The organism is Mycobacterium sp. 1423905.2 (assembly GCF_001673155.1).
GTDB lineage: Bacteria > Actinomycetota > Actinomycetes > Mycobacteriales > Mycobacteriaceae > Mycobacterium.
Genome location: NZ_LZLE01000259.1, coordinates 1 through 26,633, shown reverse-complemented (window position 1 = coordinate 26,633; position 26,633 = coordinate 1). Strand labels below are relative to the sequence as shown.

Here is a 26,633-nt window from a genome sequence, read left to right as displayed (position 1 = left end):
CGCGGTTGAACACCCGACCGCACCGCGCCGAAGAGTAATGATGAGCAACGTTGAGGTAGCACCGGCCGAGGTCGCCTGTCGCCCTTCACAAGTGGGCGACGACGAGCCGGTCGATGTGCTCCATCCGCGCGAGGTGCCGCTGGGCGGCCCGCGGGCCATCCGCGTACAACGCACGCTGCCGCAGCGACAGCGTTCGCTGATCGGGGCTTGGTGCTTTGTCGACCACTACGGCCCGGTCTCCGGGACGCGCATGGATGTACCACCGCATCCACACACCGGACTGCAGACGGCTAGTTGGTTGTTCAGCGGGCTGGTGGAGCATCGAGACAGCGCCGGAGTTCACACCCTGGTCCGCCCTGGGGAGCTGAATCTGATGACGGCGGGCGCGGGGATCTGCCACTCCGAGGTTTCGGTGGAGTCCGAGCCCGTGCTGCACGGCGCGCAGTTATGGGTGGCGTTGCCAGGCTTCGCGCGCGACACCGGACGCGACTTCGCCCACTATGCGCCCACGCCCGTCGCTGTGCCCGGTGCGCAGCTTCGAGTATTTCTGGGAGAGCTCGCCGGAAGCCGTTCGCCGATAGAAACATTCACTCCGTTGCTTGGGTGCCAGATCGATCTGGACCCAGGATGCGCGGTGCGCCTGGACATTGACACCACCTTTGAGCATGGGGTGCTGTGTGATCAGGGAGCGGTTCGGATGTGTGGAACGGTGCTCGCGGTGGGTGATTTGGGCTACCAGTCGCCGGGCAACCACACCCTGCATCTGCACAACGTCGCTGAACAACCCGCACGGGTGTTGCTGCTGGGCGGCACCCCGTTCACCGAACAGTTGGTGATGTGGTGGAACTTCGTCGGGCGCAGCCACGACGACATCGTCACCTATCGCCGGCAGTGGCAGGACGCCGACGACCGCTTCGGCGCCGTCGAGGGGTACCAGGGCTCAGTCACCCGACTGCCCGCCCCGGCTCTGCCCACCACTCGGTTGCGGCCTCGGTCGCAGCCAGACAGGAAGGAGAATTGATGACCACCGACAAGACTGGCGCGGAAGCCACCGTCACCACCGAGGCGCGCCGGTACACCATCGCCGTTGACGGCCAGGTGGTCGGTCTCGCCGACTTCGCCGACCGGGGCGACCAGCGGGTTTTCTACCACACCGAGATAGATCCCGAGTTCGGCGGTCGCGGCCTGGCCACCATCCTGCTCGAGGAAGCGCTGCAAGAGGCCCGCGCGGAAGGCAAGCGCATCGTTCCGGTCTGTTCGATGGTGGGCACGGTGCTCAAGAAGCATCCCGAGTACAACGACATCACCGACCCCGTCACCGCGGACGTTCGGGGCTGGGCACAGACACAGCCGAACTAGCGGTTGTCGGATTCCCAGGTGGTGGGCAACATCGGGCTGGTCGGTCCACCGCCGAAACTGTCGCCGGGCAAGGTGATCAACCCAGCTGCGTCCGCCTGGCCGTTGGCCTCGGTTCCGCCGAAACCCATCTGCCCGGCGCCGAGCGCCGACGCGGCCACCGTCGGCTCCTGCTCGGGCGCAGCGCCGGAACCCCCGTCGTAATCCATGAATTCGTCCGCGTACTGACGTTCCGGCATCGTGTCCTTGCGCTTGCGCCGGGCCAAGCGCCGGTCTCGCGCGGACACAGCCGCCGCGGCGGCCGGAACACTCGCCGCCGGAGCTTTGGCGGAGGTCTTGTCGCGCAGGATGGGGGTGAATCCTTCGCCGGGATCCATACCGCCCACGGCGTAGGGCACGATCGTGGTCGCCGGCGCCGCCGGAGCCGCCGACGTCGGTGCGGCCCCTGCGCTGCCTGCCGCAGAAGCGGCGGGTGCGCCGGCCGGGCCGGCCACGGTCGGAGCCAAGCCCGCCACCGGCCAGGTCGACTGGTGCGCAACGACGGCAGGTATAGCCGCAGCGGCGGCGCCGCCTTCGGCCGCCAAAGCCGGCGCCTGCTCCAAGAACTGCTGAGCCACGCCGATGACCACTCCCAACGTGATGGCGAGCAGGGGCTGTAGCAGCAGCTGGGGATAGGTCAGTGACGCCCCGACCCAGGAAAAGGCTTGATAGGCAATGGCAAACAAGAAGGGGCCCCAGGTGACCAGCGCCTGCGACGGGTTGGTCATGAAGTCGGTGATCAATTTGATGGTGTTGCCCACCGGGTCCTGCAGGAAGTTGGTGATCGGCTCGAACAGCTGCTGCACATAGTTCATGTAGCCCTGCAGGAGTTGGCTGATGATGTCGGCGAGATTGAGCTGGCTGCCCGAGTCCGCCGCCGGTGCGGCCGCGGCCAGCTGGCTGGTCTGCGCGGCGTCGGTGGCCTCGGCCGTCATCACCATCGGAGCCGGCGCAGTCGGGGGGACAGCGCCCAGCGCCGCGGCCGACGCCGCTTCATAGCCGGTCATGCTGGTGGCGGCCTGGATCCACATGCGGACGTAGTCGGCCTCGTTGAGTGCGATCGGGATGGTGTTGATGCCGAAGAAGTTCGTCGCGACGAGGACCCCGTGTATGACGTGGTTGGCCGCTAGTTCGGGCAGCGTGGGCATCATTGCCACCGCCGTCGTGTAGGCGGCGGCCGCGGCTTCGTGTTGCGCGGCAGCGGCATCGCTCTTGCCCCGCGCCTGGGCAAGCCATGCCAGGTAGGGCACGTGCGCGGCCACATACTGCTCGGCGCTGGGCCCTTGCCACGCACCGGCCTGCACCGCGCCCAGCAAGCCGGTGAGGTCGGCCATTGCCTCGGCGTATTCGGCGCTCAGCGCCTGGTAACCGCCGGCGGCGGCGAGCAAGGAACCCGGGCCTGGGCCGCTGGTGAGCAGCGCGGAATGGACTTCGGGCGGCAGCGCCATCCACATAAAACTCATGCCGGGCGACCTCGCTGGATCACCCTCCGACTAAGGGCAGGCGCTGCCGCCAAGCGACAAGGCACTGCCCTTGCGTACATCCGGCAATCCCTCCCACTCGCGGCTGCGGCCCTCTCACCGTAGCTTAGGCTCCCCTAACAGGTAGGGTAACGGAACGGCCGTGGGCGACAGAACCCGGTAATCGCCCGTTCGGCGCGGCAGCCACTCAAAGTGGGGGTTCATGGCTAGCGGCCAGGAAGTTCGGCATCGGCGGGAAGACGCTGGTCTCGACGCTGCCGCCCGGGGTGTCGGGTTAGCGCCGGTGCTGCAGCCGATTGTCGCCCTACCCGGTGGTGATCTTGTCGGCTTTGAGGCGCTGGCGCGGTGGCCGTCCCTCAACAACCCGAGCCCGCTGGACGTTTTTGCCTACGCTTCAGCTTCCGGCCGCTTAGACGAGCTCGATCAGCTGTGCATTTACGCCGCGATTCGCACGACGCTGGACCACCAGTTACCCCGCGGGACCATGTTGGCGATCAACTGTGAACCCGCGAGCGCGTATGTCGGTCCGGCCGACGACGACTTGCTGGTACGCGGACATGACCATCTGGCGTTGGTCTTCGAAATCACCGAACGGAGCGTGCTCACTCACCCGCATGCTCTGTTGGCGAAGGTCGCGGCGCTCCGGCAAGACGGCTTCGCCGTCGCCCTTGACGACGTCGGCGCCCATCCGGATTCGCTTGCGCTGCTGGATGTTTTGTCTCCTGACGTAATCAAACTGGACCTTCCGCTGGTACAGTCTCAACCTCGTCGTAGCCAGGCACGGACATTGGCCGCTGTCCTGGCTCACCAGGAACGAGCCGGCGCGGTCATCCTCGCCGAGGGCATCGAAAACGACGATCACCTCGAACAGGCGCTCGCCCTAGGCGCGAGCTTGGGCCAGGGTTATCGGTTCGACCTGCAAGACTGCCTCGAGCCGCCGCGGATATGGGCCGCGCCGCCCAAAACGTCCCCGTCTCAATTGGTTTCGGGTTCACCGTTTGATCTGGTCGCCAGCAGGGCACCGCTGCGAACCGCGCGCAAAGCCACCCTGACCGCGCTGGCCCGACACATCGAAGATCAGGCCAGATTCACCGCGGACCCGCCGATGGTGTTGGTCGCTTTGCAGGAGGCGGAGTACTTCACCCCCGGGACCCGCGAGCACTACTTGGACCTGGCGCGATCCTCACCGTTGGTCGCCGTCTTCGGTCAGAACCTGCCGACAGACCTGGGATCCGGCGTGCGCGGTGTCCACGTGGACGCCGCTGACGCGTTGAACAACGAGTGGGTGGTGTTGGCGTTGGGGGCGCAACTCGCCGTCGCGCTCATCGCACGGGAACGAGCCGACGACGCGAATCGGCACCGGGATGACTCGGACCGGCGGTTCGACTTCACCATCACCTACGACCGATCGCTCGTTACCGCTGCCGCACACAATCTGCTGGACCGCATGCTGTGAGCACTGCGCTTAGGGTGGTGCCGTGGTCACCGTTGGCGCCTTGACCGTCGTCCACGATCTGCGCCCGGCGCATTGGCTGACCGACCACATCCGCACCTTCGCGTACAACGTCGGATCGCTGCTGCCGGACATGTTCGACGGCTACGCGCGGCTCTTCCATCCCGCCTACGACGGTGGCACCCCGATCAGGTGGACGGAGATCGCGCGGGCGAATGGCAAGACAGCGCACCCGCAGATGCAGTTCAATCGGTTGATCGGCTTCGCCTCGCGATACGTCGTCGGATATCACGGCGAGCAACCCGGACTGTTCGACGAAGCGCCCGCGATCGGGACGCTGCCGGCAGCGACCGCGCGCATCCTGGTCCGTACGTTTGCTCGCCACACGCCAGACCCGGACGACTGCTGGTTTGCAGTGTGGGACGGCTGGGGATCGCTCGACGCGGCTTTTGGTGACCGTCCTACGTTCGGGCTGCCCGCGCGCAATTACCACCTGGCCCATGGTCCGCTTGCGGCGGCCGCTCAGTCGGTAGCCGCCCAACCGTGGCCACACACGTCCTGCAACCTCTGGTGGCCGGCTGACCACGCGTGGTGCGTGGCCACCGACATCGACCTCGACAGCACCTATATCGGGGCCTCACACGCCTGCATCGAGGAGCTCCTGACCAACAAGGATCTCGAGACGGCGCCGCTGGACATCTCAGCGGGCATCACCGCCGACAGCGACACCCTCAATCCGGTGTTTGGCTGTTAACCCTCATTAAGAGACTGCGAATCAAACACGGTCCTTAACGTTATCTTAAGAGTGTCTTATTTTTCTTATTTTTGCTGTACTGTCAGAGTCCGGCGGGGCGCCGCAAAGTGCCCTATGGAGGCGACAGAAGGTGGTGTTGTGGCCGAAAGTGGTTCACACGCTTTGGTTCTCGGTGCTGGTATGGCGGGGTTGTTGACCGCCCGGGTGCTCTCGGAGTTTTACCGGTCGGTGACGTTGGTGGAGCGAGACGTACTGCCGCAAGGTCCTGAACAACGCAAAGGGGTGCCGCAAGGCCGTCACCTGCACAACTTTCTTAGTCGTGGCACTCAATTGATCGGCGAGCTTTTTCCCGGCATCTTGGAAGAACTGGCTGCCGGCGGCGCCGCTGTCGACCAGAGCGACGACTTGTCGCGGTTATATGTGCGCAACGCCGGCTACGAGCTGAACCCCGCGGGCAAGCTGACCGATCCTCGACCACTAGCGGCCTACCAGGCCAGTCGCCCGTTTATCGAGTTGCACTTGCGCCGACGGGTCGCCGCATTGGCCGGCGTCGCGATTCTCGACAATCACGCGGTGACCGAACCGCTGATCTCGGCCGACACCGTCATCGGTGCGCGAATCATCAACCAGGCCAACGCCATTACGAGCGCGGTGGACGCCGATTTGGTCGTCGACACGACCGGCCGCGCGTCGCGCACCCACGCATTCTTAGAGAGCCAGGGATACGGCCCGGTGCCGCACGACCGGACACCTGCGATGTGGGGATATTCCAGTCACCTGATGCGCATCCCAGCCGGTCGCCTCAACAAGCGAATGGTGTTTGTCAATCAAGGCACCTCGGCACCCGGTGCCGTGCTGATGGCCTATGAAGACGACACCTGGATGCTGGCCACCTCTCGCTCGGTCAAGTGTGGTGCTCCGCCGAGATCCTTTACCGAGATGCTGGAAATAACTGACCAAATACTTCCGCGCGCCATCAGCATGGTCCTGCGCGATGCGACGCCCGTCGGGGAGATCGCGATCTCCCGAGCAACCGCCGGGCGGTGGCGACGCTATGACCGAATGCCCCGCCTACCCAAGGGTCTGCTTATTCTGGGCGACGCGCTGTGCACCCTCAACCCGCTGTACGGCCAAGGCATGACCATGGCCGCTCTGCACGCGCTCGCACTCCGCGACTGCCTAGCCGCCGGCGAGACCGACGTGGCCGGGCGGTTCTACAGAACTGCGGCCGAACACATCGCGCCAGTGTGGACGATGAACCGGGCCAGCGACCGCCCAGCCGCTCCCAACTCTGCCCTACGGGCAAGGATGCGCAGCTGGATGATACGAGCAGCGTTGGCGGCCGCGACCAACAACATCGTTGTCGCCGAACAACTCATGCGCGTCCGCGGACTCATCGACCCACCCGCACGACTGCAGGACCCGGCCCTGCTCTTACAGATCCTGCTGACCAACCTCCGACACCCATCCAGAAGACCCGCTGGACTCAGTAGCGGATTATGACGCCGATGCGGACAAGCCACGGGCGGCAAGTGCCAGCGGCCTACGCAGATATGGCTGTCTGGCTGCGCAGCCCTGGGTCCGACCAGCGCACAGCGCTACACGAAGGTCACAAACCATTTCTGGTCCATGACCTCCGGCACCTGCAGTTCGTAGAACCGCTCTCTGGTGGGCGAAGGGGGACTTGAACCCCCACGTCCCGAAGGACACTGGCACCTGAAGCCAGCGCGTCTGCCATTCCGCCACTCGCCCGAAACAACCGGAGGACCATATCACTGTAGTAGTTGCGCGCCCCAACCGCTGCGGCCAGGTCTGCCCTCCCGGGCACGCGAAGGTCTCCGAACCGTATCGGATGTGATTCTCAGAATTCTCACGGTGCCGCTGCGTCGCGGTGTCCCGATACGATGACTGGTTGACACGACACGCGGGCGAGTCGTTTGCCTTGCGCCGATGAACCTAGTGAGGCGAGCGCTGACAGATGAATAGCCAACGGGGGCTAGTTCAGCGCATCGAGCGCAAACTCGAGGCGACCGTCGGTGATGCGTTTGCCCGGATATTCGGGGGTTCGATCGTCCCGCAAGAGGTGGAGACGGCATTGCGCCGAGAAGCCTCTGACGGTGTTCGGTCCCTTCAGGGAAATCGCCTTTTGGCGCCCAACGAATACATCATTACCCTCAGTGTGCACGACTTTGAGGAGTTGGGCGCGGACCCGGATCTGTCGTCAAGCGCTTTTGCTCGGTACTTGGCGGGCTATATCCAAGAACAGGGGTGGCAAACGTATGGTGAGGTTGTCGTCCGGTTCGAGCAGTCTGCGAACCTACACACCGGCCAGTTCCGCGCCCGCGGGGCTGTCAACCCCGACGTCGAGACCCGCGCGACAAGCACCGATTCAGCCCGACCACAATCAAATCAACCGTTTGGCGCAGAACCAGGAGTACCACCGATGACTGACAATTCGAGCTACCGCGGCGGTCAGGGGCAGGGTCGGCCCGACGAGTACTACGACGACCGCTACGGGCGTCCCCACGATGACCCGCGCGGCGCCCCAGGCCCGCAGGGCGCTCCGGGTGGTTACCCACCTGAAAGTGGCGGTTACCCGCCGCAGCAGGGCTACCCGCCGCCGCGCTATGACCAGGGCGGTTACGGCGACCAGGGCGGTTACGGCGCCCCGTCCCAAGGCGGCTACCAGGGCCAGGGCGGCTACCCGGAACAGGGCGGCTACGGCGGCGGCCAAGCACCCGGCGGTTACGGCGAGCACGGTGGCTACGGGGGCCAAGAGCAGGGCGGCTACGGCGCCCCGTCCCAAGGCGGCTACCAGGGCCAGGGCGGCTATGGCGACCAGGGCGGCTACGGCGGCCAGGCACAGGGCGGTTACCCGCAGTCCTATGAGCAGCGCCCGCCGACCGCCCCGGCCGGTCCGCCCGGGGGCTACGGCGCCCAAGGCGGTGGCTACGACCAGGGTTACGGACAGGGCGGCGGCTACGGCGCACCTCCGGCCGGCGGCCAGCCCGGTTACGGCGGATACGGCGACTACGGGCGCGAGCCCGCACGCCACGACGACGGCGGCTACGCCTCGGCTGGTGCTCCGCCCGCCCCGGTCGAGCCGCAGCGACCCTCGTACCCGGACCAGGGCGGGGGATATGACCAGGGCTACCAACAAGGGGGCGGATACGGTCGGCAAGAGTACGGCGGCGGCGCCGGCGACTACACCCAGTACGCCGAGGCGCCGGCAGCGGGCGGATATGCCCCGCAGGGCGGCTACGGCGAGCCCGCGCGCAGTGACTACGACTACGGCCAGCAACCGGAGTACGGCCAGCAGCCCGACTACGGCCAGCCGGACTACGGGCAGCCCGACTACGGACAAGGCGGCTATGGCGGTTACGCGCAGGGCGGCTACGGGTCGGTCGGAACGACCGTCACCCTCCAACTCGACGACGGCAGCGGTCGCACCTACCAACTGCGCGACGGCTCCAACATCATCGGTCGCGGGCAGGACGCTCAGTTCCGGCTGCCGGACACCGGGGTGTCCCGGCGCCATCTGGAGATCCGCTGGGATGGCCAGGTCGCGCTGCTAACCGATCTCAACTCGACCAACGGCACCACCGTCAACAACGCTCCGGTTCAGGAGTGGCAGTTGGCTGACGGCGACGTGATCCGTCTGGGGCACTCGGAGATCATCGTCCGCATCCACTGACCCGCTGGACTCGAAGCTGCGAGCATCGCACCGCCTCGACCACCGTCTGAGTATCGTGACCTTGCTGATCTGCTCGGCATCACCGGCGCGGGGTGGGGCAACGCCAAGGACGGAAAGGACGCCAGATGCAGGGGTTGGTACTGCAACTGACGCGTGCCGGCTTTTTAATGCTGTTATGGCTATTCATCTGGTCCGTCCTGCGAATCCTGCGCACCGACATCTACGCACCCACGGGCGCCGTGATGGTGCGCCGCGGATTGGCGTTGCGCGGCACCCTGTTGCCTGCGCGCCAGCGCAGGGACACCGCGCGCTACCTGGTGGTCACCGAAGGAGCGCTGACCGGCGCCCGCATCACGCTGAGTGGGCAACCGGTGCTGATCGGACGTGCTGACGATTCCACGCTGGTGTTGACTGACGACTACGCCTCGACGCGACATGCCCGGCTGTCCAAGCGCGGCTCGGAATGGTACGTCGAAGACTTAGGATCGACCAACGGCACTTACCTTGACAGGGCGAAGGTGACCACTGCGGTACGAGTTCCAATCGGAACGCCGGTTCGGATCGGCAAGACGGCAATCGAGCTGCGCCCGTGACTCTGGTCCTGCGGTATGCCGCCCGGAGTGACCGCGGCCTGGTTCGCGCCAACAATGAAGATTCCGTCTACGCCGGTGCCCGGCTGCTGGCCTTGGCCGACGGCATGGGCGGGCACGCCGCCGGCGAGGTGGCCTCGCAGCTGGTCATCGCCGCCCTGGCGCACCTCGACGACGACGAGCCCGGCGGCGACCTACTGGCCAAGCTCGACGCCGCGGTGCGCGCCGGCAACTCCGCGATCGCCGCGCAGGTAGAGGCCGAGCCCGAGTTAGAGGGCATGGGCACCACGCTCACCGCCATCCTGTTCGCCGGCAACCGGCTGGGCCTGGTCCACATCGGTGACTCCCGCGGTTACCTGCTGCGTGACGGCGAGCTGACCCAGATCACCAAGGACGACACGTTCGTTCAGACGCTGGTCGACGAAGGCCGCATCACCGCAGAAGAGGCACACAGCCACCCGCAACGTTCGCTGATCATGCGCGCGCTGACCGGTCATGAGGTCGAACCCACCTTGACCATGCGGGAAGTGCGTGCCGGCGACCGTTACCTGCTGTGCTCGGACGGATTGTCCGACCCGGTCAGCGACGAGACGATTCACGAAGCCCTGCAGATCCCCGACGTCGCCGAAAGTGCCTACCGCCTCATCGAATTGGCGCTGCGCGGCGGGGGACCGGACAACGTGACCGTCGTCGTGGCCGACGTCGTCGACTATGAATACGGGCAAACCCAGCCGATCCTGGCCGGGGCGGTCTCCGGAGACGAAGACCAACACACCTTGCCCAACACCGCCGCGGGCCGCGCCTCGGCGATCGCCCCGCGCAAGGAAGCCGCCAAACGTGTTGCGCCCCAACAAGAGGAAGCGCCTGCCCGGTCCAAGTGGTCCCGACGCCGGACGCTGCTGATCGTCGCGCTGCTGGTGTTGCTGGTGCTGGCCGGATTGGCCATCGGACGGGCGGTGATCCGCAACAACTACTACGTCGCCGACGACCACGGCGTCGTGTCCATCATGCGCGGCATCCAGGGTTCGTTACTGGGAATGTCGCTGCACGACCCCTACCGCGTCGGCTGCCTGGATAACCGCAACCAGCTCATCGTGACCGAACCGGGGCAAACCGGCGGGCACACCGCCTGCCGACTGATGAAACTCCAGGATCTGCGCGCTCCTGAACGCGCCCAGGTCCAAGCCGGGCTCCCGTCGGGCAGCTTCGAAGACGCCCAGCGCCAGCTTCGCGACCTGGCGGCGAATTCGCTGCTGCCGCTCTGCCCGTCGCCGGGGGCGACCTCACCCCCCGAGCCGTCGGCGCCGTCAACCCACAGCAGCGGCACGCCCGAACCTTCCACCCCTCAATCGCCGGTCCCGGTCACGCCGCCGTCGACATCGACCACCACACCGAGTGCCGCGCCGAGTCCCAGCGTTTCTCCGGCGACCCCCGCGTCGCCGTCGACGACGCCACCGTCTACATCGCAAACGGTGACCGCACTCCCGCCACCCCCACCGCAGCCGGGCATTGATTGCCGGGCGGTGGCATGACCACACAACTGCAACCGCCGGTGGCGGTGACGCCACCTCTGCCGACCCGCCGTAACGCCGAACTGTTGTTGTTGTGCTTTGCGACGGCGATCACCGTGGCCGCGCTGCTGATCGTGGAGGCCAACCAGGAGCGGGGTCTGCACTGGGACCTGACCAGTTACGGGTTGGGTTTCTTGACGCTGTTCGTCTTCGCGCACTTGGCAATTCGGCGCTTCGCGCCCTATACCGACCCACTGCTGCTGCCGGTGGTGGCGTTGCTCAACGGCCTTGGGCTGGTGATGATTCACCGCCTGGATCTGGTGGACCGCCAGGTCGGTCGGCATGGACACCCCAGCGCCAACCAGCAGATGCTGTGGACCCTGCTGGGCGTGGTCGCTTTCGCGTTGGTGGTGACCTTTTTACGCGACCACCGCCAGCTGGCCCGCTACGGCTACATCTGCGGCCTGACCGGTCTGATCCTCTTGGCGGTTCCGGCGCTGCTGCCGAGGTCATTGTCCGAGCAGAACGGGGCCAAGATCTGGATTCGCTTGCCAGGCTTCTCAATTCAGCCGGCCGAATTCTCGAAGATTCTGCTGCTGATCTTCTTCTCGGCCGTTCTGGTGGCCAAACGCGGCCTGTTCACCAGCGTCGGCAAGCACCTGATGGGGATGACGCTGCCGCGCCCGCGCGACCTGGCGCCGGTGCTGGCGGCGTGGATCATCTCGGTCGCCGTGATGGTCTTCGAAAAAGACCTCGGCACTTCGCTTCTGCTGTACGCGTCGTTTCTGGTGGTCGTGTATCTGGCGACGCAGCGGTTCAGCTGGGTGGTCATCGGTCTGCTGCTGTTCGCGGCGGGAAGCGTTGTGGCGTACTTCTTGTTCAGCCACGTCCGGGTGCGAGTGCAGACCTGGCTGGACCCGTTCGCCGACCCCGAGGGCAGCGGATACCAGATGGTGCAGTCGCTGTTCAGCTTCGCCACCGGCGGCATCTTCGGAACCGGGCTGGGCAATGGCCAACCCGATACCGTGCCGGCGGCTTCCACCGACTTCATCATCGCCGCCTTCGGGGAGGAGCTGGGCCTGGTTGGGCTGGCCAGCATCCTGATGCTCTACACCATCGTCATCGTGCGGGGCATGCGCACGGCGATCGCCACCCGCGACAGCTTCGGCAAGCTGCTGGCCGCCGGACTGGCCAGCACCCTGGCCATCCAGCTGTTCATCGTGGTGGGCGGCGTGACCCGGCTGATCCCACTCACCGGACTGACCACACCGTGGATCTCCTACGGCGGTTCGTCGCTGCTCGCCAACTATGTACTGCTGGCCATCCTGGCCCGCATCTCCCATAGCGCCCGACGCCCTTTGCGCACCAAACCACGTAATCAGTCGCCGATCGCGGCGGCCGGCACCGAGGTGATCCAGAAGGTATGAACGCCTCTCTGCGCCGGATCTCGGTGACCGTGATGGCGTTGATCGTGCTGCTCCTGCTCAACGCCACCTACACCCAAGTCTTCACCGCCGACGGATTGCGGGCCGATCCCCGCAACCAGCGCGTGTTGCTCGACGAGTACTCCCGCCAGCGCGGACAGATCACCGCGCGCGGGCAGCTGTTGGCCTACTCGGTGGCCACGGACGGCCGCTTCCGCTTCCTGCGCGTCTATCCCAATCCCGCGGTATATGCGCCCATTACCGGCTTCTACTCGCTGCGTTACTCGAGCAGCGGCCTGGAACGGGCCGAGGACCCGTTGCTCAACGGCTCCGACGAGCGGTTGTTCGGTCGTCGGCTGGCCGATTTCTTCACCGGCCGCGATCCGCGCGGCGGCAATGTCGACACCACCATCAACCCGCGCGTCCAGCAGGCCGGGTGGGACGCGATGCAGCAGGGCTGCGGCGGGCCGCCGTGCAAGGGCGCCGTGGTGGCCATCGAGCCGTCCACCGGCAAGATCCTGGCGATGTTATCCGCGCCGTCGTATGACCCCAACCTGCTGGCGTCTCATAATTCCGACGTGCAGGCCCAGGAATGGCAGCGGCTGCGCGACGATCCGGAGACGCCGTTGACCAACCGCGCGATTTCGGAGACCTACCCGCCCGGGTCCACCTTCAAGGTGATCACCACCGCGGCGGCACTGGCCGCCGGTGCCAACGAGAACGAGCAGTTGACCGCGGCGCCCACCATCCCGCTGCCCAACAGCACGGCCACCCTGGAGAATTACGGCGGCACGGCCTGCGGACCCGGTCAGACCGTGCCGCTGACCGAAGCCTTCGCCAAATCCTGCAACACCGCCTTCGTCCAGCTCGGCATCCTCACCGGAGCCGACGCGCTGCGCAGCATGGCCCAGGCGTTCGGCCTGGACAGCACCCCCAACCCGATCCCACTGCAGGTCGCCGAGTCGACCGTGGGGCCCATTGCAGACAGTGCCGCGTTGGGCATGACCAGCATCGGGCAGAAGGACGTTGCGCTGACACCGCTGCAGAACGCCGAAGTCGCCGCCACCATCGCCAACGGCGGCATCACCATGCGGCCCTACCTCATCGACAGCCTGAAAGGGCCGGACCTGGCCAATATCAGCACGACAACGCCGTATCAGCAGCGCCGCGCGGTGTCGCCGCAGGTCGCCGCTAAGCTAACAGAACTAATGATCGGCGCCGAGAAAGTCGCACAGCAGAAAGGGGCCATCCCCGGCGTGCAGATCGCGTCCAAGACTGGTACCGCAGAGCACGGCACCGACCCTCGACACACCCCACCGCACGCCTGGTACATCGCCTTCGCACCCGCACAGGCCCCGAAGGTCGCCGTCGCCGTGCTGGTGGAGAACGGCGGCGATCGCCTGTCCGCCACCGGCGGAGCGCTCGCCGCCCCGATTGGACGAGCCGTCATCGAAGCCGCGCTGCAGGGAGGACCATGAGCTCCCGTAGACCAGCACCCGCGGCGACCGCAGGCGTGGTGACCGCGACGCGCAACGCACCAGGACCGAAGCGAGTGGGAGGCAAGGCATGAGCCCGCGCGTTGGTGTGACGCTGTCTGGCCGGTATCGCCTGCAGCGCCTCATCGCCACCGGCGGCATGGGCCAGGTGTGGGAGGCCGTCGACAGCCGGCTGGGCCGGCGGGTGGCGGTGAAAGTCCTCAAACAGGAGTTCTCCCAGGACCCGGAATTCATCGAGCGCTTCCGCGCGGAGGCACGCACCACCGCGATGCTCAACCATCCCGGCATCGCCCAAGTCCACGACTACGGCGAAAGCCAGCTCGACGGCGAGGGTCGGACGGCCTACCTGGTGATGGAGCTGGTCAACGGCGAACCGTTGAACTCGGTGCTCAAACGCACCGGACGGCTGTCGCTGCGCCACGCCCTGGACATGCTGGAGCAGACCGGTCGCGCCCTACAGGTTGCGCACGCCGCCGGCTTGGTGCACCGCGACGTCAAACCGGGAAACATCATGATCACCCCCACCGGCCAGGTGAAGATCACCGACTTCGGCATCGCCAAGGCCGTCGACGCCGCACCGGTGACTCAGACCGGCATGGTGATGGGCACCGCCCAATACATTGCGCCCGAACAGGCCCTCGGTCACGAAGCCAGCCCGGCCAGCGACGTGTACTCCCTCGGTGTGGTCGGCTACGAGGTGGTTTCGGGCAAGCGCCCGTTCACCGGCGACGGCGCGCTGACGGTGGCCATGAAGCACATCAAGGAGCCCCCGCCGCCGCTGCCGCCGGAGTTGCCGCCCAATGTGCGGGAGCTCATCGAGATCACGCTGGTGAAGAACCCCAGTCAGCGGTACCGCAGCGGCGGACCGTTCGCCGACGCCGTCGCCGCGGTGCGCGCGGGCCGCCGCCCGCCGCGACCCAGTCAGTCACCGCCGCCCGGACGCGCCGCCCCGGCGGCCATCCCGTCTGCCACGCCGGCCCGGATCGCGCCCGCAACGTCCACCCGCACCACGGCACCGCGCCGGTCCCGCCCGGCCAGCGGTGGGCATCGGCCACCGCCGGCGCGCCGTACCTTCTCCTCCGGCCAGCGCGCGCTGCTGTGGGCGGCCGGGGTGCTGGGGGCACTGGCCATCATCATCGCGGTGCTGATCGTCATCAACTCCCGGGCTGAGACTCAGCAACAGTCGCCGCCCACCGTCACCGACACCGGAAACCCCCCGGCGAGCCAGACCCCCGCCGGTCAAGGCGTGAGCCCGAATTGGACGCAACGCCCACCGATAGGGAATTCTGGATCGCAAAGCAACCAGCCCGGATCTGTCCGGGCCATCATGACCAGCTGGGCCGTACCCACGACGCCGCACCCCCGCGCGTCCGCGGCCCGATACGAGAAACGGCAATGACCACCCCTCGGCATCTGTCCGATCGATATGAACTGGGCGACATCCTGGGTTTCGGCGGGATGTCCGAGGTTCATCTGGCCCGCGACCTCCGGCTGCACCGCGACGTCGCGGTCAAGGTGCTGCGCGCCGATCTCGCCCGCGACCCCAGCTTCTACCTCCGCTTCCGGCGTGAGGCGCAGAACGCCGCCGCGCTGAATCACCCGGCGATCGTCGCGGTCTATGACACCGGCGAAGCGGAAACCCCGTCGGGCCCGTTGCCCTACATCGTCATGGAGTACGTCGACGGCGTCACCCTGCGCGACATCGTGCACACCGAGGGACCGATGCCGCCCAAGCGCGCCATCGAGGTCATCGCCGACGCCTGCCAGGCGCTGAACTTCAGCCACCAGAACGGCATCATTCACCGCGACGTGAAGCCGGCGAACATCATGATCAGCAACAGCAACGCGGTCAAGGTGATGGACTTCGGTATCGCGCGCGCGATCGCCGACAGCGGCAACAGCGTCACCCAGACCGCGGCGGTGATCGGCACGGCGCAGTACCTGTCGCCTGAACAGGCTCGCGGTGACTCCGTCGATGCCCGCTCCGACGTCTACTCATTGGGCTGCGTGTTGTACGAAATGCTCACCGGCGAGCCGCCGTTCACCGGCGATTCCCCGGTATCGGTGGCGTACCAGCATGTGCGGGAAGACCCGATTCCGCCCTCGGAGCGGCATGAAGGCATCTCCGCCGATTTGGACGCCGTGGTGCTCAAGGCGCTGGCCAAGAATCCGGAGAACCGCTACCAAACCGCCGCCGAGATGCGCGCGGACCTGGTCCGCGTGCACAACGGCGAGGCGCCCGAGGCACCCAAGGTGCTCACCGGCGCCGAACGGCGCTCGTTTCTGGCCTCGTCCGGATCGGGTGGGGCCGGCGCCGGCCCGCGCACCGACCCGTTGCCCCGCCAGCCCTACGACAACGGCGACCGCGACCGCAACAGTGGCGGTTCGATCGGACGGTGGGCCGCCGTCGTCGCGGTGTTGGCGGTGCTGACCATCGTCGTGACCATCGCGATCAACACCTTCGGCGGAGACACCCGCAGCGTCCAAGTTCCCGAAGTACGTGGGCAGGCGTCCGCCGATGCCATCGCCGCGCTGCAGAACAGGGGCTTCAAGACCCGCACGCTGCAGAAGCCGGACTCGACAATCCCGCCGGATCACGTCATCAGCACCGATCCCACCGCCAACTCCTCGGTAAGTGCCGGCGACGAGGTGACGATCAACGTGTCCACCGGGCCCGAACAGCGCGAGGTACCCGACGTGTCGTCGCTGACCTACGCCGACGCGGTCACCAAGCTGAAGGCGGCCGGGTTCAGCAAGTTCAAGCAGACCACGTCCTCGTCGACGCCGGAGCTGGCCGGCAAGGTGGTCGGAACCAACCCACCGGCCAATCAGACTTCAGCGATCACCAACGTCATCACGGTCATCGTCGGCTCCGGCCCGGAAACCAAGCAGATTCCCGATGTCGCCGGTCAGGATGTCGAGCTCGCGCAGAAGAACCTGACCGTCTACGGGTTCAGCAAGTTCAGTCAATCGCAAGTGGACAGCACCCGGCCGGCGGGTGAGGTGATCGGCACCAATCCGCCCAAGGGGCAGACGGTCCCCGTGGACTCGGTGATCGAGTTGCAGGTTTCCCGCGGCAACCAATTTGTGATGCCCGATCTGACCGGGATGTTCTGGACCGACGCCGAGCCGCGGCTGCGCGCGCTGGGCTGGACCGGCGTGCTGGACAAGGGCGCCGACGTCGACGCCGGCAGCAACCAGCGCAACCGCGTCGTCTATCAGAACCCGCCCGCCGGAACCGGCGTCAACCGGGACGGCATCATCACGCTGAAGTTCGGTCAGTAGCGGTCGGGAAGTGCGGCCGGATCGCGGTCTGCACTTCGTTCTCCAGCCGACGCACCAAGGTGTCGTCGCGGACCCAGCCGCAGTAGGTCAGCCAGTTCGCCAACATCCGGTGCCCGCCTTCGGTCAGGATCGACTCCGGGTGGAATTGCACGCCGTGGATGGGAAGTGCGGTGTGCTGCACGGCCATGATGACCCCGGTCCGCGTCTGGGCGGTGACCTTCAATTCGGCCGGCAGCGACTCCGGCAGGATGGTCAGCGAGTGGTAGCGGGTGGCCGTGAAAGGGTCCGGAAGCCCTTGCAGCACACCGGCATTGCTGTGCAGCACGCTGCTGGTCTTGCCGTGCAACAGTTCCGGAGCTCGGTCCACGGTGGCGCCGAACGCGACGCCGATCGCCTGGTGCCCCAGGCACACGCCCAAAAGCGGGGTCTGCGCCGTGGCGCACGCCCGGACCAGCGGGATGGAGGCGCCGGCGCGTTCCGGTGTGCCCGGGCCGGGGCTGAGCAGCACACCGTCGAACTGGTCGGCGATGGCGGCCTCATCGGACAGCCGGGGGTCGTCGTTGCGCCATACCTCGGCCTCGACGCCCAGCTGGCCCAGATACTGCACCAGGTTGAACACGAAGCTGTCGTAGTTGTCGACGACCAGGATCCGCACCGTGACAGGGTACCGTCCAGCCGCGCCGCCGTGCCGAGCTCAGTAGCCGATCGGGCCCAGCGGCTGCGCGAAGTGCATCCGGATCGGCTCGGAGTGCCCGGCGACCTGCACGTCGGTTTTCACGTCCTCGTGATACCCCAGACCGAACCGGATCACGTACTGCTTGTACAGAGTGACCAGGGGAGCAGCGCCCAGCGCCGCCTGCATGGCGGCGGCATTGCCGATCGCGGTGATGGTGTAGGGCGGGCTATAGGTGCGGCCGTTAAGCAGCAGCGTGTTACCGACGCAGCGGACTACCGAGTTCGCGATGATGCGCTGGTCCTGCATCTGGATCGCCTCGGCGCCCGCGCTCCACAGCGCGTTGAGGACGGCGTCGATGTCCTGCTGATGCACGACCAGGTCGTCGGGGGAGGCGTCACGGGGGAAGCGGCCGTTGGCGTCGCGCTGCGCGTCGTTGAGCGTCACCACCAGCCCCGGGCCGTGCACCGGATTCATGTCCGCCTCGGCGGCCAGCTCGGCGGTTCGCCTGAGCATCGCCGCCAACGCTGCATCGGTGGAGCGGCCGTGAACGGCGTCGAGCCGATTGGTCAGCGCTTCCCGTCGGGTGTCCAGCCGACTCACCGACGACTGCGCCTCGCGGACCAGGTCGACCAGCCGCGGCGCGTCGCTGCGGCGGATCTCCGCGCCGCCGGATACCCCATGCGTCGCGCCAAGCAGGACCCCGGCCAGCAGGCACACCAAGGGCACACCGAAGCGCCACGGCGAACGGCGCGGTGCGGCCATGGCGTCTCCATTTCCTGGTCACGGTGGCAGGTGGGCTAGTCTCATAGCCAAGCTCTGCTGTGGTGCAACCGTAATCGTTGCACCCGTCCCGCTCTTCCGTTGAGGTATCTCGAGGTAGCAAATGCCCAAGTCCAAGGTCCGCAAGAAGAACGACTTCACGGTCAGCGCGGTCAGCCGCACGCCGGTGAAGGTCAAGGTCGGGCCGTCGAGTGTGTGGTTCGTCTGCCTGTTCATCGGCCTGATGCTGATCGGGCTGGTCTGGCTGATGGTTTTCCAGCTAGCCGCCGTCGGCAGCCAGGCACCCGCGGCGCTCAACTGGATGGCTCAGCTGGGCCCGTGGAACTATGCGATCGCGTTCGCTTTCATGATCACCGGCTTGTTGCTCACGATGCGGTGGCACTGAGCATTGACGCAGCCGTAATGAATTCATCTTGTGCGGGATTCGTTCACCAGCTAGCAACCTTCCGGTGACCCAATCACACGCGTGTGATTCATCCCCACTGTTGATAGCGTCTGTGGATAACTGTATCCGCCGTGGTGGGAAGGTCTAAATACCCCGTGCAGCAAACTCAGTGGGCGCCTCCGGCGACGGGAATCGCTGGTTGCGCCGTTGGCGGGCTCGCTATGGCTATCGCTGATGTGACTCTGGTCACAGACCGACCGGGGCACGTCATGGTGGGGGTTGCCGCGCTGGGGTTGCTGTTGTTTGCGGGCGCTTCGTGGCGTGCACGGCCGAAGCTGGCAATCACCGACGACGGTCTGGCGGTGCGAGGCTGGTTCCGAACGCAGTTATTACGACGGCCCGACATCAAGATCATTCGGATCACCGAGTTCCGCCGCCATGGGCGCCGGGTCCGGCTACTGGAGATCGAAACCGTCGGCGGCAGCCTGCTGATTCTGTCGCGGTGGGACCTCGGCACCGACCCGCTCGAGGTGCTGGACGCCCTCACCGCCGCCGGCTACGCCGGCTGAACAAGGCCTGCGGCGTCAGGAGATGGTGATCGACTCGATGACGACGGGCTCGGTGGGCCGGTCGTTGCCGTCGGTGGCCGTCGAGGAGATCGTTTCGACGACCCGCTGCGACTCCGGGTCGATGACCTCACCGAAGATCGTGTGCCGCCGGTTCAGGTGCGGCGTCGGGCCCACGGTGATGAAGAACTGCGAGCCGTTGGTGCCCGGGCCGGCGTTGGCCATCGCAAGCAGGTACGGCCGGTCGAACTGCAACTCAGGGTGGAACTCGTCGGCGAACTTGTAGCCGGGCCCGCCGCGACCGGTGCCGGTCGGGTCGCCGCCCTGGATCATGAAGCCCCGGATCACCCGGTGAAAGACCGCGCCGTCGTAGAACGGGCCCGACGGGCCACCCGATGCGTTCTGCGTCGAGTACTCCTTGGTGCCCTGCGCCAGACCGACGAAGTTCGCAACAGTCTTGGGCGCGTGGTTGCCGAACAGGGCAACCTTGATGTCTCCGCGGTTGGTGTGCAGCGTGGCGGTGGCGGTCTGAATGGGGCTGTTAGTCACGGGATCACAGTCTGCCATCACGCGCAGACCGCGGCCGCACCCGGTGCCGACCCGAACCCTGCTGCGTGCGCCCAATGGGCCCGTCGGGGAACGATGGTGGCAATGTGTTGGATACTGAACCACCCTCGGGCCAACACGGCAGAAAGGCGGCAGATGAGCGCAAAGGCGGAAACGCGGCTGACTCCCAGGGAGCGGCTGACTCGCGGTCTGACGTATTCGGCGGTGGGACCCGTGGATGTCACCCGAGGTGTGGTCGGCCTCGGTGTGCGCTCCGCGCAGTCGACCGCATCTCAGCTGCGCCAGCGCTACCAGGAGGGGCGGCTGGCCCGCGAACTTTCGGCCGCTCAAGACACGCTCGCCCAGGAATTGGCCGCGGCCCAAGAAGTGGTCGCCAATCTGCCCCAGGCGCTGCAGGACGCCCGCCGCAAGCAGGGTCGCAGCAAGCGGCCCTGGCTGATCGCGGGCGCGGCCGTGGCGGTGTTGGCCGGTGGTGCGGTCACTTTCAGCATCGTGCGACGTTCGTCGCAGCCGGAGCCGTCGCCGCGCCCGCCCAGCGTGGACCCGCAGCCGCGGCCCTGAGGTCAAGCAGCCTGTTGCCCGTCTGCGGCATGTCGGGTGCAGGGGTCTTGACAGGAGTGGTCGACGCTCGGGAGCACCTGCCGGGTGACGTCGACGCCGCTGCGGATGGTGACGGCTGCGACGATGCCCCCGCTTGCGCAGACGGCTGCCGCAATGAGCATTGCGACGACGAAGCCGTGACCAAGAGGCTGACCGATGCCGGCATGGATGCCGGCGGCGACTGGCAGCACCGCGACGGCGAGTAGTCCGGCTAGGCGCGCGACGGCGTTGTTGACGCCCGACGCGGTGCCCGCGAGGTCTTCGGAAACGGTGGCCAGTACCGCCGCGGTGAGCGGCGCAACGGTGATCGCCAGCCCTAGACCGAAGACGACGATCGCCGGCAGCACGGCGTTGAGGTAGGACGCTCCCGGGATGATGCGGGCCATCAGAGCCAGCCCGGCCGCGGCGATCAGCGGGCCGACCGCCATGGGCAGCCGAGGACCCGTGCGCTCGGTGAGTGCGCCGGCCCACGGCGAGCCGATCAGCATGATGATGGTGATGGGCAGCGTTGCCAGGCCGGCGGCCAACGCCGGATAGTGCAGGGTTTGCTGCAGCTGCAGCGCCAGCAGGAAGAGCGCCCCGCCGAGTGCGGCGTAGACGGCCAGCGTGGTCAGATTGGCGCCGGTGAATTGGCGCAACCGGAACAAGCGGAGGGGCAGCAGCGGTGCGGCGGCGCGCGATTCGATCAGCACAAAACCCACCAGCGCCGCGGCGCCGACCACGGCCGCCGTTAGGGTGATCGGCGTCCAGCCCCGAGCAGGGGCTTCGATCAGCGCGTAGATCACGCCGCCGAGTCCGAGCATGACCGCCCCCGCGCCAAGGAGGTCGGCGCGCTTGGGCACGGTGGTGGCGCGCGACTCAGGCACGTGGCGGAACGTGATCCATACCGCGGCGGCGGCCAGCGGGATGTTCAAGAAGAAGATCCACCGCCACGACGCGGCGTCGACCAGATACCCGCCGAGTAGCGGCCCCAGCGCAGAAGTCACCCCGGACATGCCGGCCCAGATGCCCACCGCACGGGCGCGGTCTTGGTCTCGGATGCCGACGTCAATCAAGGCCAGGCTGCCGGGCACCAAGGCAGCCGCCCCGACGCCCTGCACCAAACGCGCGCCGATCAACCACCCCACCGACGGCGAATACCCACAGGCGAGGGACGCCGCGGTGAAGATGACCAGGCCACTGACGAAGACGCGGCGCCGGCCATAACGGTCACCGGCCGCGCCGCCGGACAGCAGCAGGGCACTCAGCGACAGCATGTAACCGTCGAGAACCCACTGCTGTCCGGTCAATCCGGCACCCAACTCGCGCCCGATGGCCGGAAGCGCGACGTTGACCACGGTGGCATCCAGGAACGCGATGCCGGATCCCAGAACAGCCGCCGCGATCAGCCACCGGGCGCCGGTCGAGGACAATGGAACCCGTTGCGGCGCAACAAATTCGCTTCCGGCGGTCATGGGCGCACTTGGTAGGCGCTCCAGCGGTCCGGGTCGTCCTCGAGCGTGGCGCGGTCCCAATTCGCGGTGACGGCCGCGGCTTCATAGGTGTCCTGCAAGAAGCCCAGCAGCGTCCGGTCGGGGTCAGCGGCCTGTCGCACCACCGCGTAGGGCAGGACGTATTCACCGATATCGCTGCGGTATTGACCTTCTGCGGGGCTGACCTGGTAGTCGGCGAACCCGTCCGGTTCCGGGTATGCGTAGGCGTAGAACGCGCCCTCATCACCCCCGCCCGGCCAGAAGCCACAGCTGCTCAATTCGTGTGAGTAGCCCTCGACCATCACCCAATCCCCGCAATTCGGTGCTCCGCCGGGATGACGCGGTGCTCTGCGGCCAGAGAACCGCGTGCACGCGAGATCCATTGCACCCCAGAAGAAATGCACCGGGCTCACCTTCCCGACGAACCGGGACCGGAACTGGCCCATTACACGGTTGGCTTGAAGCAACTGGCGCCAGAACAGGTTCGCGGCAGCACCGTCGTACGAGGCGTGCTGGTCGTCCTGGTCGAACGGCACGGCAGGATCAACTTCGTTGGGGTGCGGCTGGATGCGCGTCGGAAACCCCAGTTCGTCCAGTGTCCGCATAGTCTGCGCGTAGAACTCGGCGACGGATTGTGGTCGCAACGCCACGGCGCGCACTGCACCAGTGCTGCTCCGAATCAGCAATTGGTGCTCGACGAAGTCGAATTCGATGTCGAACGCTTCGGACGCGTACGGGATCGTTGACGTCGTCAGTCCCCGGGGCGTCACGTAGAAGGTGACCTGCCACCAGTGGTTGATAAGAGGCGAATGAACGAGTCGTAACTTGCCGACGATCTGCATCCACATGTGCAGCGTTTCCCGCGTCGGAGTCCAGTCGTCGACACGCAGCCTGGGCCAGGTGTTGCCGTCTTGCGCCATTGGTTGACCACCTCCGGGTTCGGTGTCGCAGGCATACGAACGGTTGTTTCCTCAAGTACTTACACGTCCTGGCGGCGAGGCGTAAGGTCTTCTCACGCGCACCCCCAGCCGTGCAGCGGCCCTCGTGGAGCGCAGCGCGTCATGAGGTATGGAGTCGATGGCAGGAATGCAATTCGGCATCTTCACAGTCGGCGACGTCACCAAGGACCCGACGACGGGACACACACCCACCGAAGCCGAGCGCATCCGCGCCACCGTGCAGATCGCCAAGAAGGCCGAAGAGGTCGGTCTCGACGTGTTCGCCACCGGCGAGCACCACAACCCGCCGTTTGTGCCGTCCTCGCCGACCACCCTGCTGGGCTTCATCGCGGCGCAGACCGAGCGGATCATCCTTTCCACCTCCACCACGTTGATCACCACCAACGATCCGGTGAAGATCGCCGAGGACTTCAGCGTCCTACAGCACCTGGCTGGCGGCCGGGTCGACGTGATGCTGGGCCGCGGGAACACCGGACCGGTCTACCCATGGTTCGGTCAGGACATCCGCGCGGCGATCCCGTTGACCGTGGAGCATTACGGGCTGCTGCGCCGACTGTGGCGTGAAGAGGTCGTCGACTGGGACGGGAAATACCGCACACCGCTGCAGGGTTTCACCCTGGCACCGCAACCGTTGGACGGGGTGCCCCCGTTCGTCTGGCACGGTTCGATCCGAACTCCCGAGGTCGCCGAATTGGCGGCCTATTACGGCGACGGCTTCTTCGCCAACCACATCTTCTGGCCGCCGTTCCACACCAAACGGATGGTGCAGCTGTATCGGCAGCGCTTTGAGCATTACGGGCACGGCAGCGCCGATGAGGCCATCGTCGGCCTCGGCGGGCAGGTCTTCATGCGGCCCAACAGCCAGGACGCCATCGCGGAGTTTCGGCCCTATTTCGACAACGCTCCGGTGTACGGGCATGGCCCGAGCCTGGAGGAGTTCACCGCTCAAACTCCGCTGACCGTCGGTTCGCCCCAGCAGGTGATCGACCGGACGCTGGGCTTCCGCGACTACGCCGGCGACTATCAGCGTCAGTTGTTCCTCATCGACCACGCCGGCCTGCCGCTGAAGGTGGTGCTCGAGCAGCTCGACCTGCTCGGGGAACACGTGATTCCGGTGCTGCGCAAGGAATTCGCCGTCGGTCGGCCAGAGCACGTGCCGGACGCTCCCACGCACCCGTCGCTGGTGGCGGCGGCCGCCGGTACGGCCGTGGAGCAACGGCCATGACGAAGTTGGCGGTGATCAGTGGCGGGCTGCGCGAACCTTCGTCGACCCGGCTACTCGCCGACCGGATCACCGCCTCGGTTGCCGCAGCGTTGGCCGACCGCAACGTCACGATGACCGCGTCGACCATCGAACTGCGACCGCTGGGCCGCCCGATCATCGATGCAATGCTGGCGGGGTTCGCCTCACCCGAACTCGAGTCAGCCTTCGAGACGGTCGCCGGCGCCGACGGGGTGATCGCCGTAAGCCCGGCCTTCAACGCCTCCTACAGCGGGCTGTTCAAGTCGTTTTTCGACGTGCTGCCGGAGGAGACGCTCTCGGACATGCCGGTGCTGATCGCGGCCACCGGGGGCACCGAGCGGCATTCGCTGGTGCTGGAACACGCGCTGCGGCCGATGTTCTCCTACCTGCATGCGGTCGTTTCACCCACCGGCGTGTACGCCGCCACTGAGGACTTCGGTGCCTCCTCCGGTCTCTCCGAGCGGATCGACAAAGCGGCGAGCGACTTTGCCCGCCTGCTGCAAGCGTGCGGTCCCCGCGCCCGTCGGGACGCGTTCGCCGAGCAGGTGACCGACATGGAGCGCCTCCTCGCCGGTTGGCAGCCGTCAAACGGAGGCGAGGGTGTCGAAGACTGAATTGCCCTTCCTCGTCCTGGGCGCCACCGGTGGCCAGGGTGGGGCCGTGGCCGCCGAACTACTGGCCCGCAGAGCTCGAGTGCGGGCGCTGGTGCGCCGGCCCGACGCGCCCAGGGTTCGGCGCCTGGCGGAGCGCGGCGTCGAGCCTGTCGCCGGCACTCTCGACGACCGCGCCGCGCTTGCAGCGGCAATGCGCGGTGTCGCAGGGGTCTTCGCGGTGACCACTCCCTTCGAGACAGGGGTCGACGAAGAGGTGGCTCAAGGCCGTGCCATCGTGGCGGCGGCGGCCGATGCGCAGGTGCCACACCTGGTGTTCAGTTCGGTCGCCGGGGCAGATCAGCACAGCGGTGTGCCCCATTTCGAGAGCAAGGCCATCATCGAGGCGGAGCTGGCCATGAGCGGTGGGCCGTATACGATCGCGGCGCCCACCTACTTCTACGACAACGCGCTCGGCGGCATCGACCGCATCTACGCCGGAATTCTCGACCTGCCCCTGCCGCCCGACCGTCCGTTGCAGCAACTGGCTCGCCGAGACCTCGGTTCCTTCGTCGCCAAGGTGCTCAGCGACCCGGCGCCATACCGTGGGCAACGCATCGAATTGGCCAGCGACGCCCCCACCCCGGCGCAGATGACCGCCGCGCTCAGCACGGTGCTGGGCAGACCGGTCCGACTGCAACAAACCCCACTCGAGTCGATCGGCAGTCCCGACATGCATGCGATGTGGAGCTTTCTCAACGGCCCGGGCTATCAAGTCGATGTTGCAGCGTTACACGCCGCCAACCCCGACATTTCTTGGCAGCCCTTCGCCGCCTGGGCGCAACAGACCTTCGGATCGCAGGAGGCGCATCGCGGATGAACGCACTCACGGGCCGGCGTGCCCTGGTAACCGGCGGGTCGCGAGGGATCGGCGCGGCGATCGTGCGCCGGTTGGCCGCCGACGGAGCCCAGGTGGGGTTCACCTATGCCGCCTCGGCCGGTTCGGCAGACAAGCTGAGCGCGCACGTGGCTGCCCACGGCGGAACGGCGGTGGCCATCCGCGCCGACAGCGCCGAGGCGCAGCAGGTGACCGACGCGGTCGATGCGGCGGTCGCCGCCTTCGGCGGCTTGGACATTCTGGTCAACAACGCCGGCCTCAGCACGTCTGGTGCCGCCGAATCGTTTTCGCTACCGGAATTCGACCGGATGTTGGCGGTCAATGTCCGAGGCGTGTTCGTGGCCATCCAGCGCGCAATTCCCCATCTGGGCGCCGATGGCCGGATAGTCACCATCGGCAGCATCTTCGCCGACCGCGTTCCGCGTCCGGGCAGCGCTGTCTATGCCATGACGAAAGCCGCGCTCGCCGGCTTGACCCGCGGATTGGCCCGCGAGCTGGGACCGCGCGGAATCACCGTCAATGTCGTCCAGCCGGGGCCCACGACCACCGACGCCAATCCGGATGTGGGCGAATTCGCCGATGCGATGCGGCAACTCACCGCGGTCGGTCATTACGGGCGCCCCGAGGACATCGCCAGCGCCGTGGCCTATCTGGTGAGCGCAGAGGCGGGCTTCATCACCGGCATCACGTGGAACGTCGACGGCGGATTCGCGGCCTGACACCGATCGGCTGGAGAATTGTGGAGCCTAGGGGAATCGAACCCCTGACACCCGCCTTGCAAAGGCGGTGCTCTACCAACTGAGCTAAGGCCCCT

Annotated in this window: 25 protein-coding genes and 2 tRNA genes; 19 read left to right on the top strand and 8 right to left on the bottom strand. The window is 66.8% G+C overall.

Features of this window, described 5'->3' with window-relative positions; all coding sequences use genetic code 11:
* The first annotated feature begins 40 nt into the window (after window positions 1–40).
* Window positions 41–1,021 (top strand): pirin family protein, encoded by a 981-nt coding sequence (locus A9W95_RS16660; RefSeq protein WP_067415148.1) that lies wholly within the window; start codon window positions 41–43, stop codon window positions 1,019–1,021.
* A complete protein-coding gene (locus A9W95_RS16655; protein ID WP_067414911.1) occupies window positions 1,021–1,359 on the top strand; it encodes a GNAT family N-acetyltransferase in 339 nt (112 codons plus the stop codon). Before A9W95_RS16660 ends, A9W95_RS16655 begins: the two co-directional genes overlap by 1 nt.
* Here the strand turns inward: A9W95_RS16655 and A9W95_RS16650 are convergent.
* The gene (locus A9W95_RS16650) at window positions 1,356–2,858 is read right to left on the bottom strand and encodes a PPE family protein (protein ID WP_067414907.1); all 1,503 of its coding nucleotides are present in this window, start codon (window positions 2,856–2,858) and stop codon (window positions 1,356–1,358) included. The two genes, A9W95_RS16655 and A9W95_RS16650, sit on opposite strands and share 4 nt — an antisense overlap.
* Window positions 2,859–3,078: 220 nt before the next feature.
* Between A9W95_RS16650 and A9W95_RS16645 the strand changes: the two genes are divergently transcribed.
* From A9W95_RS16645 to A9W95_RS16635, 3 genes are all read left to right on the top strand, one after another.
* A complete protein-coding gene (locus A9W95_RS16645; RefSeq protein ID WP_067414905.1) occupies window positions 3,079–4,332 on the top strand; it encodes an EAL domain-containing protein in 1,254 nt (417 codons plus the stop codon).
* A 22-nt stretch (window positions 4,333–4,354) separates the two neighbouring features.
* Window positions 4,355–5,083, top strand: coding sequence for a hypothetical protein (locus A9W95_RS16640; RefSeq protein WP_067414902.1), 729 nt, complete (start codon window positions 4,355–4,357; stop codon window positions 5,081–5,083).
* A gap of 138 nt (window positions 5,084–5,221) precedes the next feature.
* Entirely contained in the window at window positions 5,222–6,586 is a 1,365-nt protein-coding gene (locus tag A9W95_RS16635; protein ID WP_253851680.1) for an NAD(P)/FAD-dependent oxidoreductase, read from the top strand.
* Window positions 6,587–6,749: 163 nt separating this feature from the next.
* On the opposite strand, the gene A9W95_RS16630 is transcribed toward A9W95_RS16635, so the two are convergent.
* A tRNA-Leu gene (locus A9W95_RS16630) sits at window positions 6,750–6,835 on the bottom strand.
* Between the two features lie 226 nt (window positions 6,836–7,061).
* On the opposite strand from A9W95_RS16630, the gene A9W95_RS16625 reads away from it, so the two are divergent.
* From A9W95_RS16625 to pknB, 7 genes are all read left to right on the top strand, one after another.
* On the top strand, window positions 7,062–8,777 hold the full coding sequence (locus A9W95_RS16625; RefSeq protein ID WP_067414896.1) for a DUF3662 and FHA domain-containing protein: 1,716 nt from the start codon (window positions 7,062–7,064) through the stop codon (window positions 8,775–8,777).
* A 125-nt stretch (window positions 8,778–8,902) separates the two neighbouring features.
* Entirely contained in the window at window positions 8,903–9,370 is a 468-nt protein-coding gene (locus A9W95_RS16620; RefSeq protein ID WP_067414893.1) for an FHA domain-containing protein, read from the top strand.
* Window positions 9,367–10,899, top strand: a complete 1,533-nt coding sequence (locus A9W95_RS16615; protein WP_067414890.1) for a PP2C family serine/threonine-protein phosphatase — start codon at window positions 9,367–9,369, stop codon at window positions 10,897–10,899. Before A9W95_RS16620 ends, A9W95_RS16615 begins: the two co-directional genes overlap by 4 nt.
* Window positions 10,896–12,305: an FtsW/RodA/SpoVE family cell cycle protein gene (locus tag A9W95_RS16610; RefSeq protein WP_067414887.1), complete on the top strand. Its 1,410-nt coding sequence runs from the start codon at window positions 10,896–10,898 to the stop codon at window positions 12,303–12,305. Before A9W95_RS16615 ends, A9W95_RS16610 begins: the two co-directional genes overlap by 4 nt.
* Entirely contained in the window at window positions 12,302–13,780 is a 1,479-nt protein-coding gene (gene pbpA / locus A9W95_RS16605; protein ID WP_067414885.1) for a D,D-transpeptidase PbpA, read from the top strand. The genes A9W95_RS16610 and pbpA overlap by 4 nt, the downstream gene beginning before the upstream one ends.
* An 88-nt stretch (window positions 13,781–13,868) precedes the next feature.
* Entirely contained in the window at window positions 13,869–15,197 is a 1,329-nt protein-coding gene (locus A9W95_RS16600; protein ID WP_067414882.1) for a serine/threonine-protein kinase, read from the top strand.
* Window positions 15,194–17,083: a Stk1 family PASTA domain-containing Ser/Thr kinase gene (gene pknB, locus A9W95_RS16595; RefSeq protein ID WP_067414880.1), complete on the top strand. Its 1,890-nt coding sequence runs from the start codon at window positions 15,194–15,196 to the stop codon at window positions 17,081–17,083. The genes A9W95_RS16600 and pknB overlap by 4 nt, the downstream gene beginning before the upstream one ends.
* Here pknB and A9W95_RS16590 read toward each other — a convergent pair.
* Both A9W95_RS16590 and A9W95_RS16585 read right to left on the bottom strand, forming a co-directional pair.
* Complete coding sequence (locus A9W95_RS16590; protein ID WP_067414877.1) at window positions 17,061–17,738, bottom strand: aminodeoxychorismate/anthranilate synthase component II; 678 nt, start codon at window positions 17,736–17,738, stop codon at window positions 17,061–17,063. The two genes, pknB and A9W95_RS16590, sit on opposite strands and share 23 nt — an antisense overlap.
* A 39-nt stretch (window positions 17,739–17,777) precedes the next feature.
* A complete protein-coding gene (locus tag A9W95_RS16585) occupies window positions 17,778–18,521 on the bottom strand; it encodes a DUF881 domain-containing protein (RefSeq protein ID WP_067414875.1) in 744 nt (247 codons plus the stop codon).
* A 121-nt stretch (window positions 18,522–18,642) separates the two neighbouring features.
* Between A9W95_RS16585 and crgA the strand changes: the two genes are divergently transcribed.
* Window positions 18,643–18,924, top strand: a complete 282-nt coding sequence (crgA, locus tag A9W95_RS16580; protein ID WP_067414872.1) for a cell division protein CrgA — start codon at window positions 18,643–18,645, stop codon at window positions 18,922–18,924.
* A 155-nt stretch (window positions 18,925–19,079) separates the two neighbouring features.
* Window positions 19,080–19,493 carry a PH domain-containing protein gene (locus A9W95_RS16575; RefSeq protein ID WP_067414869.1) on the top strand — a complete coding sequence of 138 codons (414 nt, stop codon included), beginning with the start codon at window positions 19,080–19,082 and terminating at the stop codon, window positions 19,491–19,493.
* Window positions 19,494–19,508: 15 nt separating this feature from the next.
* Here the strand turns inward: A9W95_RS16575 and A9W95_RS16570 are convergent, their stop codons facing one another.
* Window positions 19,509–20,057: a peptidylprolyl isomerase gene (locus tag A9W95_RS16570; protein ID WP_067414866.1), complete on the bottom strand. Its 549-nt coding sequence runs from the start codon at window positions 20,055–20,057 to the stop codon at window positions 19,509–19,511.
* A 135-nt stretch (window positions 20,058–20,192) separates the two neighbouring features.
* Here A9W95_RS16570 and cwsA point away from each other — a divergent pair, with 135 nt between their 5' ends.
* Window positions 20,193–20,618, top strand: coding sequence for a cell wall synthesis protein CwsA (gene cwsA / locus A9W95_RS16565; RefSeq protein WP_067414863.1), 426 nt, complete (start codon window positions 20,193–20,195; stop codon window positions 20,616–20,618).
* 2 nt (window positions 20,619–20,620) lie between these two features.
* Here cwsA and A9W95_RS16560 read toward each other — a convergent pair whose 3' ends face one another.
* Window positions 20,621–22,111: an MFS transporter gene (locus tag A9W95_RS16560; protein WP_067414860.1), complete on the bottom strand. Its 1,491-nt coding sequence runs from the start codon at window positions 22,109–22,111 to the stop codon at window positions 20,621–20,623.
* The gene (locus A9W95_RS16555; protein WP_067414858.1) at window positions 22,108–23,049 is read right to left on the bottom strand and encodes a DUF5996 family protein; all 942 of its coding nucleotides are present in this window, start codon (window positions 23,047–23,049) and stop codon (window positions 22,108–22,110) included. The genes A9W95_RS16560 and A9W95_RS16555 overlap by 4 nt, the downstream gene beginning before the upstream one ends.
* A gap of 166 nt (window positions 23,050–23,215) precedes the next feature.
* Here A9W95_RS16555 and A9W95_RS16550 point away from each other — a divergent pair, with 166 nt between their 5' ends.
* The 4 genes from A9W95_RS16550 to A9W95_RS16535 are packed head-to-tail and all read left to right on the top strand — an operon-like array spanning window position 23,216 to window position 26,538.
* Window positions 23,216–24,313 (top strand): LLM class flavin-dependent oxidoreductase, encoded by a 1,098-nt coding sequence (locus A9W95_RS16550; protein ID WP_067414856.1) that lies wholly within the window; start codon window positions 23,216–23,218, stop codon window positions 24,311–24,313.
* Window positions 24,310–24,945, top strand: coding sequence for an FMN reductase (locus tag A9W95_RS16545; RefSeq protein ID WP_067414853.1), 636 nt, complete (start codon window positions 24,310–24,312; stop codon window positions 24,943–24,945). Before A9W95_RS16550 ends, A9W95_RS16545 begins: the two co-directional genes overlap by 4 nt.
* Window positions 24,932–25,801, top strand: a complete 870-nt coding sequence (locus tag A9W95_RS16540; RefSeq protein WP_067414850.1) for an NmrA family NAD(P)-binding protein — start codon at window positions 24,932–24,934, stop codon at window positions 25,799–25,801. The genes A9W95_RS16545 and A9W95_RS16540 overlap by 14 nt, the downstream gene beginning before the upstream one ends.
* Window positions 25,798–26,538, top strand: coding sequence for a 3-oxoacyl-ACP reductase family protein (locus A9W95_RS16535; protein WP_067414847.1), 741 nt, complete (start codon window positions 25,798–25,800; stop codon window positions 26,536–26,538). Before A9W95_RS16540 ends, A9W95_RS16535 begins: the two co-directional genes overlap by 4 nt.
* 21 nt (window positions 26,539–26,559) lie before the next feature.
* Here the strand turns inward: A9W95_RS16535 and A9W95_RS16530 are convergent.
* A tRNA-Ala gene (locus A9W95_RS16530) sits at window positions 26,560–26,632 on the bottom strand.
* Between the last annotated feature and the right edge of the window lies 1 nt (window position 26,633).

What these genes read in the sequence shown, in the direction of transcription:
- A9W95_RS16660 (WP_067415148.1), top strand. Translation starts at nt 41, where the DNA reads ATGAGCAACGTTGAGGTAGCACCGGCCGAGGTCGCCTGTCGCCCTTCA.
- A9W95_RS16655 (WP_067414911.1), top strand. Translation starts at nt 1,021, where the DNA reads ATGACCACCGACAAGACTGGCGCGGAAGCCACCGTCACCACCGAGGCG.
- A9W95_RS16650 (WP_067414907.1), bottom strand. Translation starts at nt 2,858, where the DNA reads ATGAGTTTTATGTGGATGGCGCTGCCGCCCGAAGTCCATTCCGCGCTG.
- A9W95_RS16645 (WP_067414905.1), top strand. Translation starts at nt 3,079, where the DNA reads ATGGCTAGCGGCCAGGAAGTTCGGCATCGGCGGGAAGACGCTGGTCTC.
- A9W95_RS16625 (WP_067414896.1), top strand. Translation starts at nt 7,062, where the DNA reads ATGAATAGCCAACGGGGGCTAGTTCAGCGCATCGAGCGCAAACTCGAG.
- A9W95_RS16620 (WP_067414893.1), top strand. Translation starts at nt 8,903, where the DNA reads ATGCAGGGGTTGGTACTGCAACTGACGCGTGCCGGCTTTTTAATGCTG.
- A9W95_RS16610 (WP_067414887.1), top strand. Translation starts at nt 10,896, where the DNA reads ATGACCACACAACTGCAACCGCCGGTGGCGGTGACGCCACCTCTGCCG.
- pbpA (WP_067414885.1), top strand. Translation starts at nt 12,302, where the DNA reads ATGAACGCCTCTCTGCGCCGGATCTCGGTGACCGTGATGGCGTTGATC.
- A9W95_RS16600 (WP_067414882.1), top strand. Translation starts at nt 13,869, where the DNA reads ATGAGCCCGCGCGTTGGTGTGACGCTGTCTGGCCGGTATCGCCTGCAG.
- pknB (WP_067414880.1), top strand. Translation starts at nt 15,194, where the DNA reads ATGACCACCCCTCGGCATCTGTCCGATCGATATGAACTGGGCGACATC.
- A9W95_RS16585 (WP_067414875.1), bottom strand. Translation starts at nt 18,521, where the DNA reads ATGGCCGCACCGCGCCGTTCGCCGTGGCGCTTCGGTGTGCCCTTGGTG.
- crgA (WP_067414872.1), top strand. Translation starts at nt 18,643, where the DNA reads ATGCCCAAGTCCAAGGTCCGCAAGAAGAACGACTTCACGGTCAGCGCG.
- A9W95_RS16570 (WP_067414866.1), bottom strand. Translation starts at nt 20,057, where the DNA reads ATGGCAGACTGTGATCCCGTGACTAACAGCCCCATTCAGACCGCCACC.
- cwsA (WP_067414863.1), top strand. Translation starts at nt 20,193, where the DNA reads ATGAGCGCAAAGGCGGAAACGCGGCTGACTCCCAGGGAGCGGCTGACT.
- A9W95_RS16560 (WP_067414860.1), bottom strand. Translation starts at nt 22,111, where the DNA reads ATGACCGCCGGAAGCGAATTTGTTGCGCCGCAACGGGTTCCATTGTCC.
- A9W95_RS16555 (WP_067414858.1), bottom strand. Translation starts at nt 23,049, where the DNA reads ATGGCGCAAGACGGCAACACCTGGCCCAGGCTGCGTGTCGACGACTGG.
- A9W95_RS16550 (WP_067414856.1), top strand. Translation starts at nt 23,216, where the DNA reads ATGCAATTCGGCATCTTCACAGTCGGCGACGTCACCAAGGACCCGACG.
- A9W95_RS16545 (WP_067414853.1), top strand. Translation starts at nt 24,310, where the DNA reads ATGACGAAGTTGGCGGTGATCAGTGGCGGGCTGCGCGAACCTTCGTCG.
- A9W95_RS16535 (WP_067414847.1), top strand. Translation starts at nt 25,798, where the DNA reads ATGAACGCACTCACGGGCCGGCGTGCCCTGGTAACCGGCGGGTCGCGA.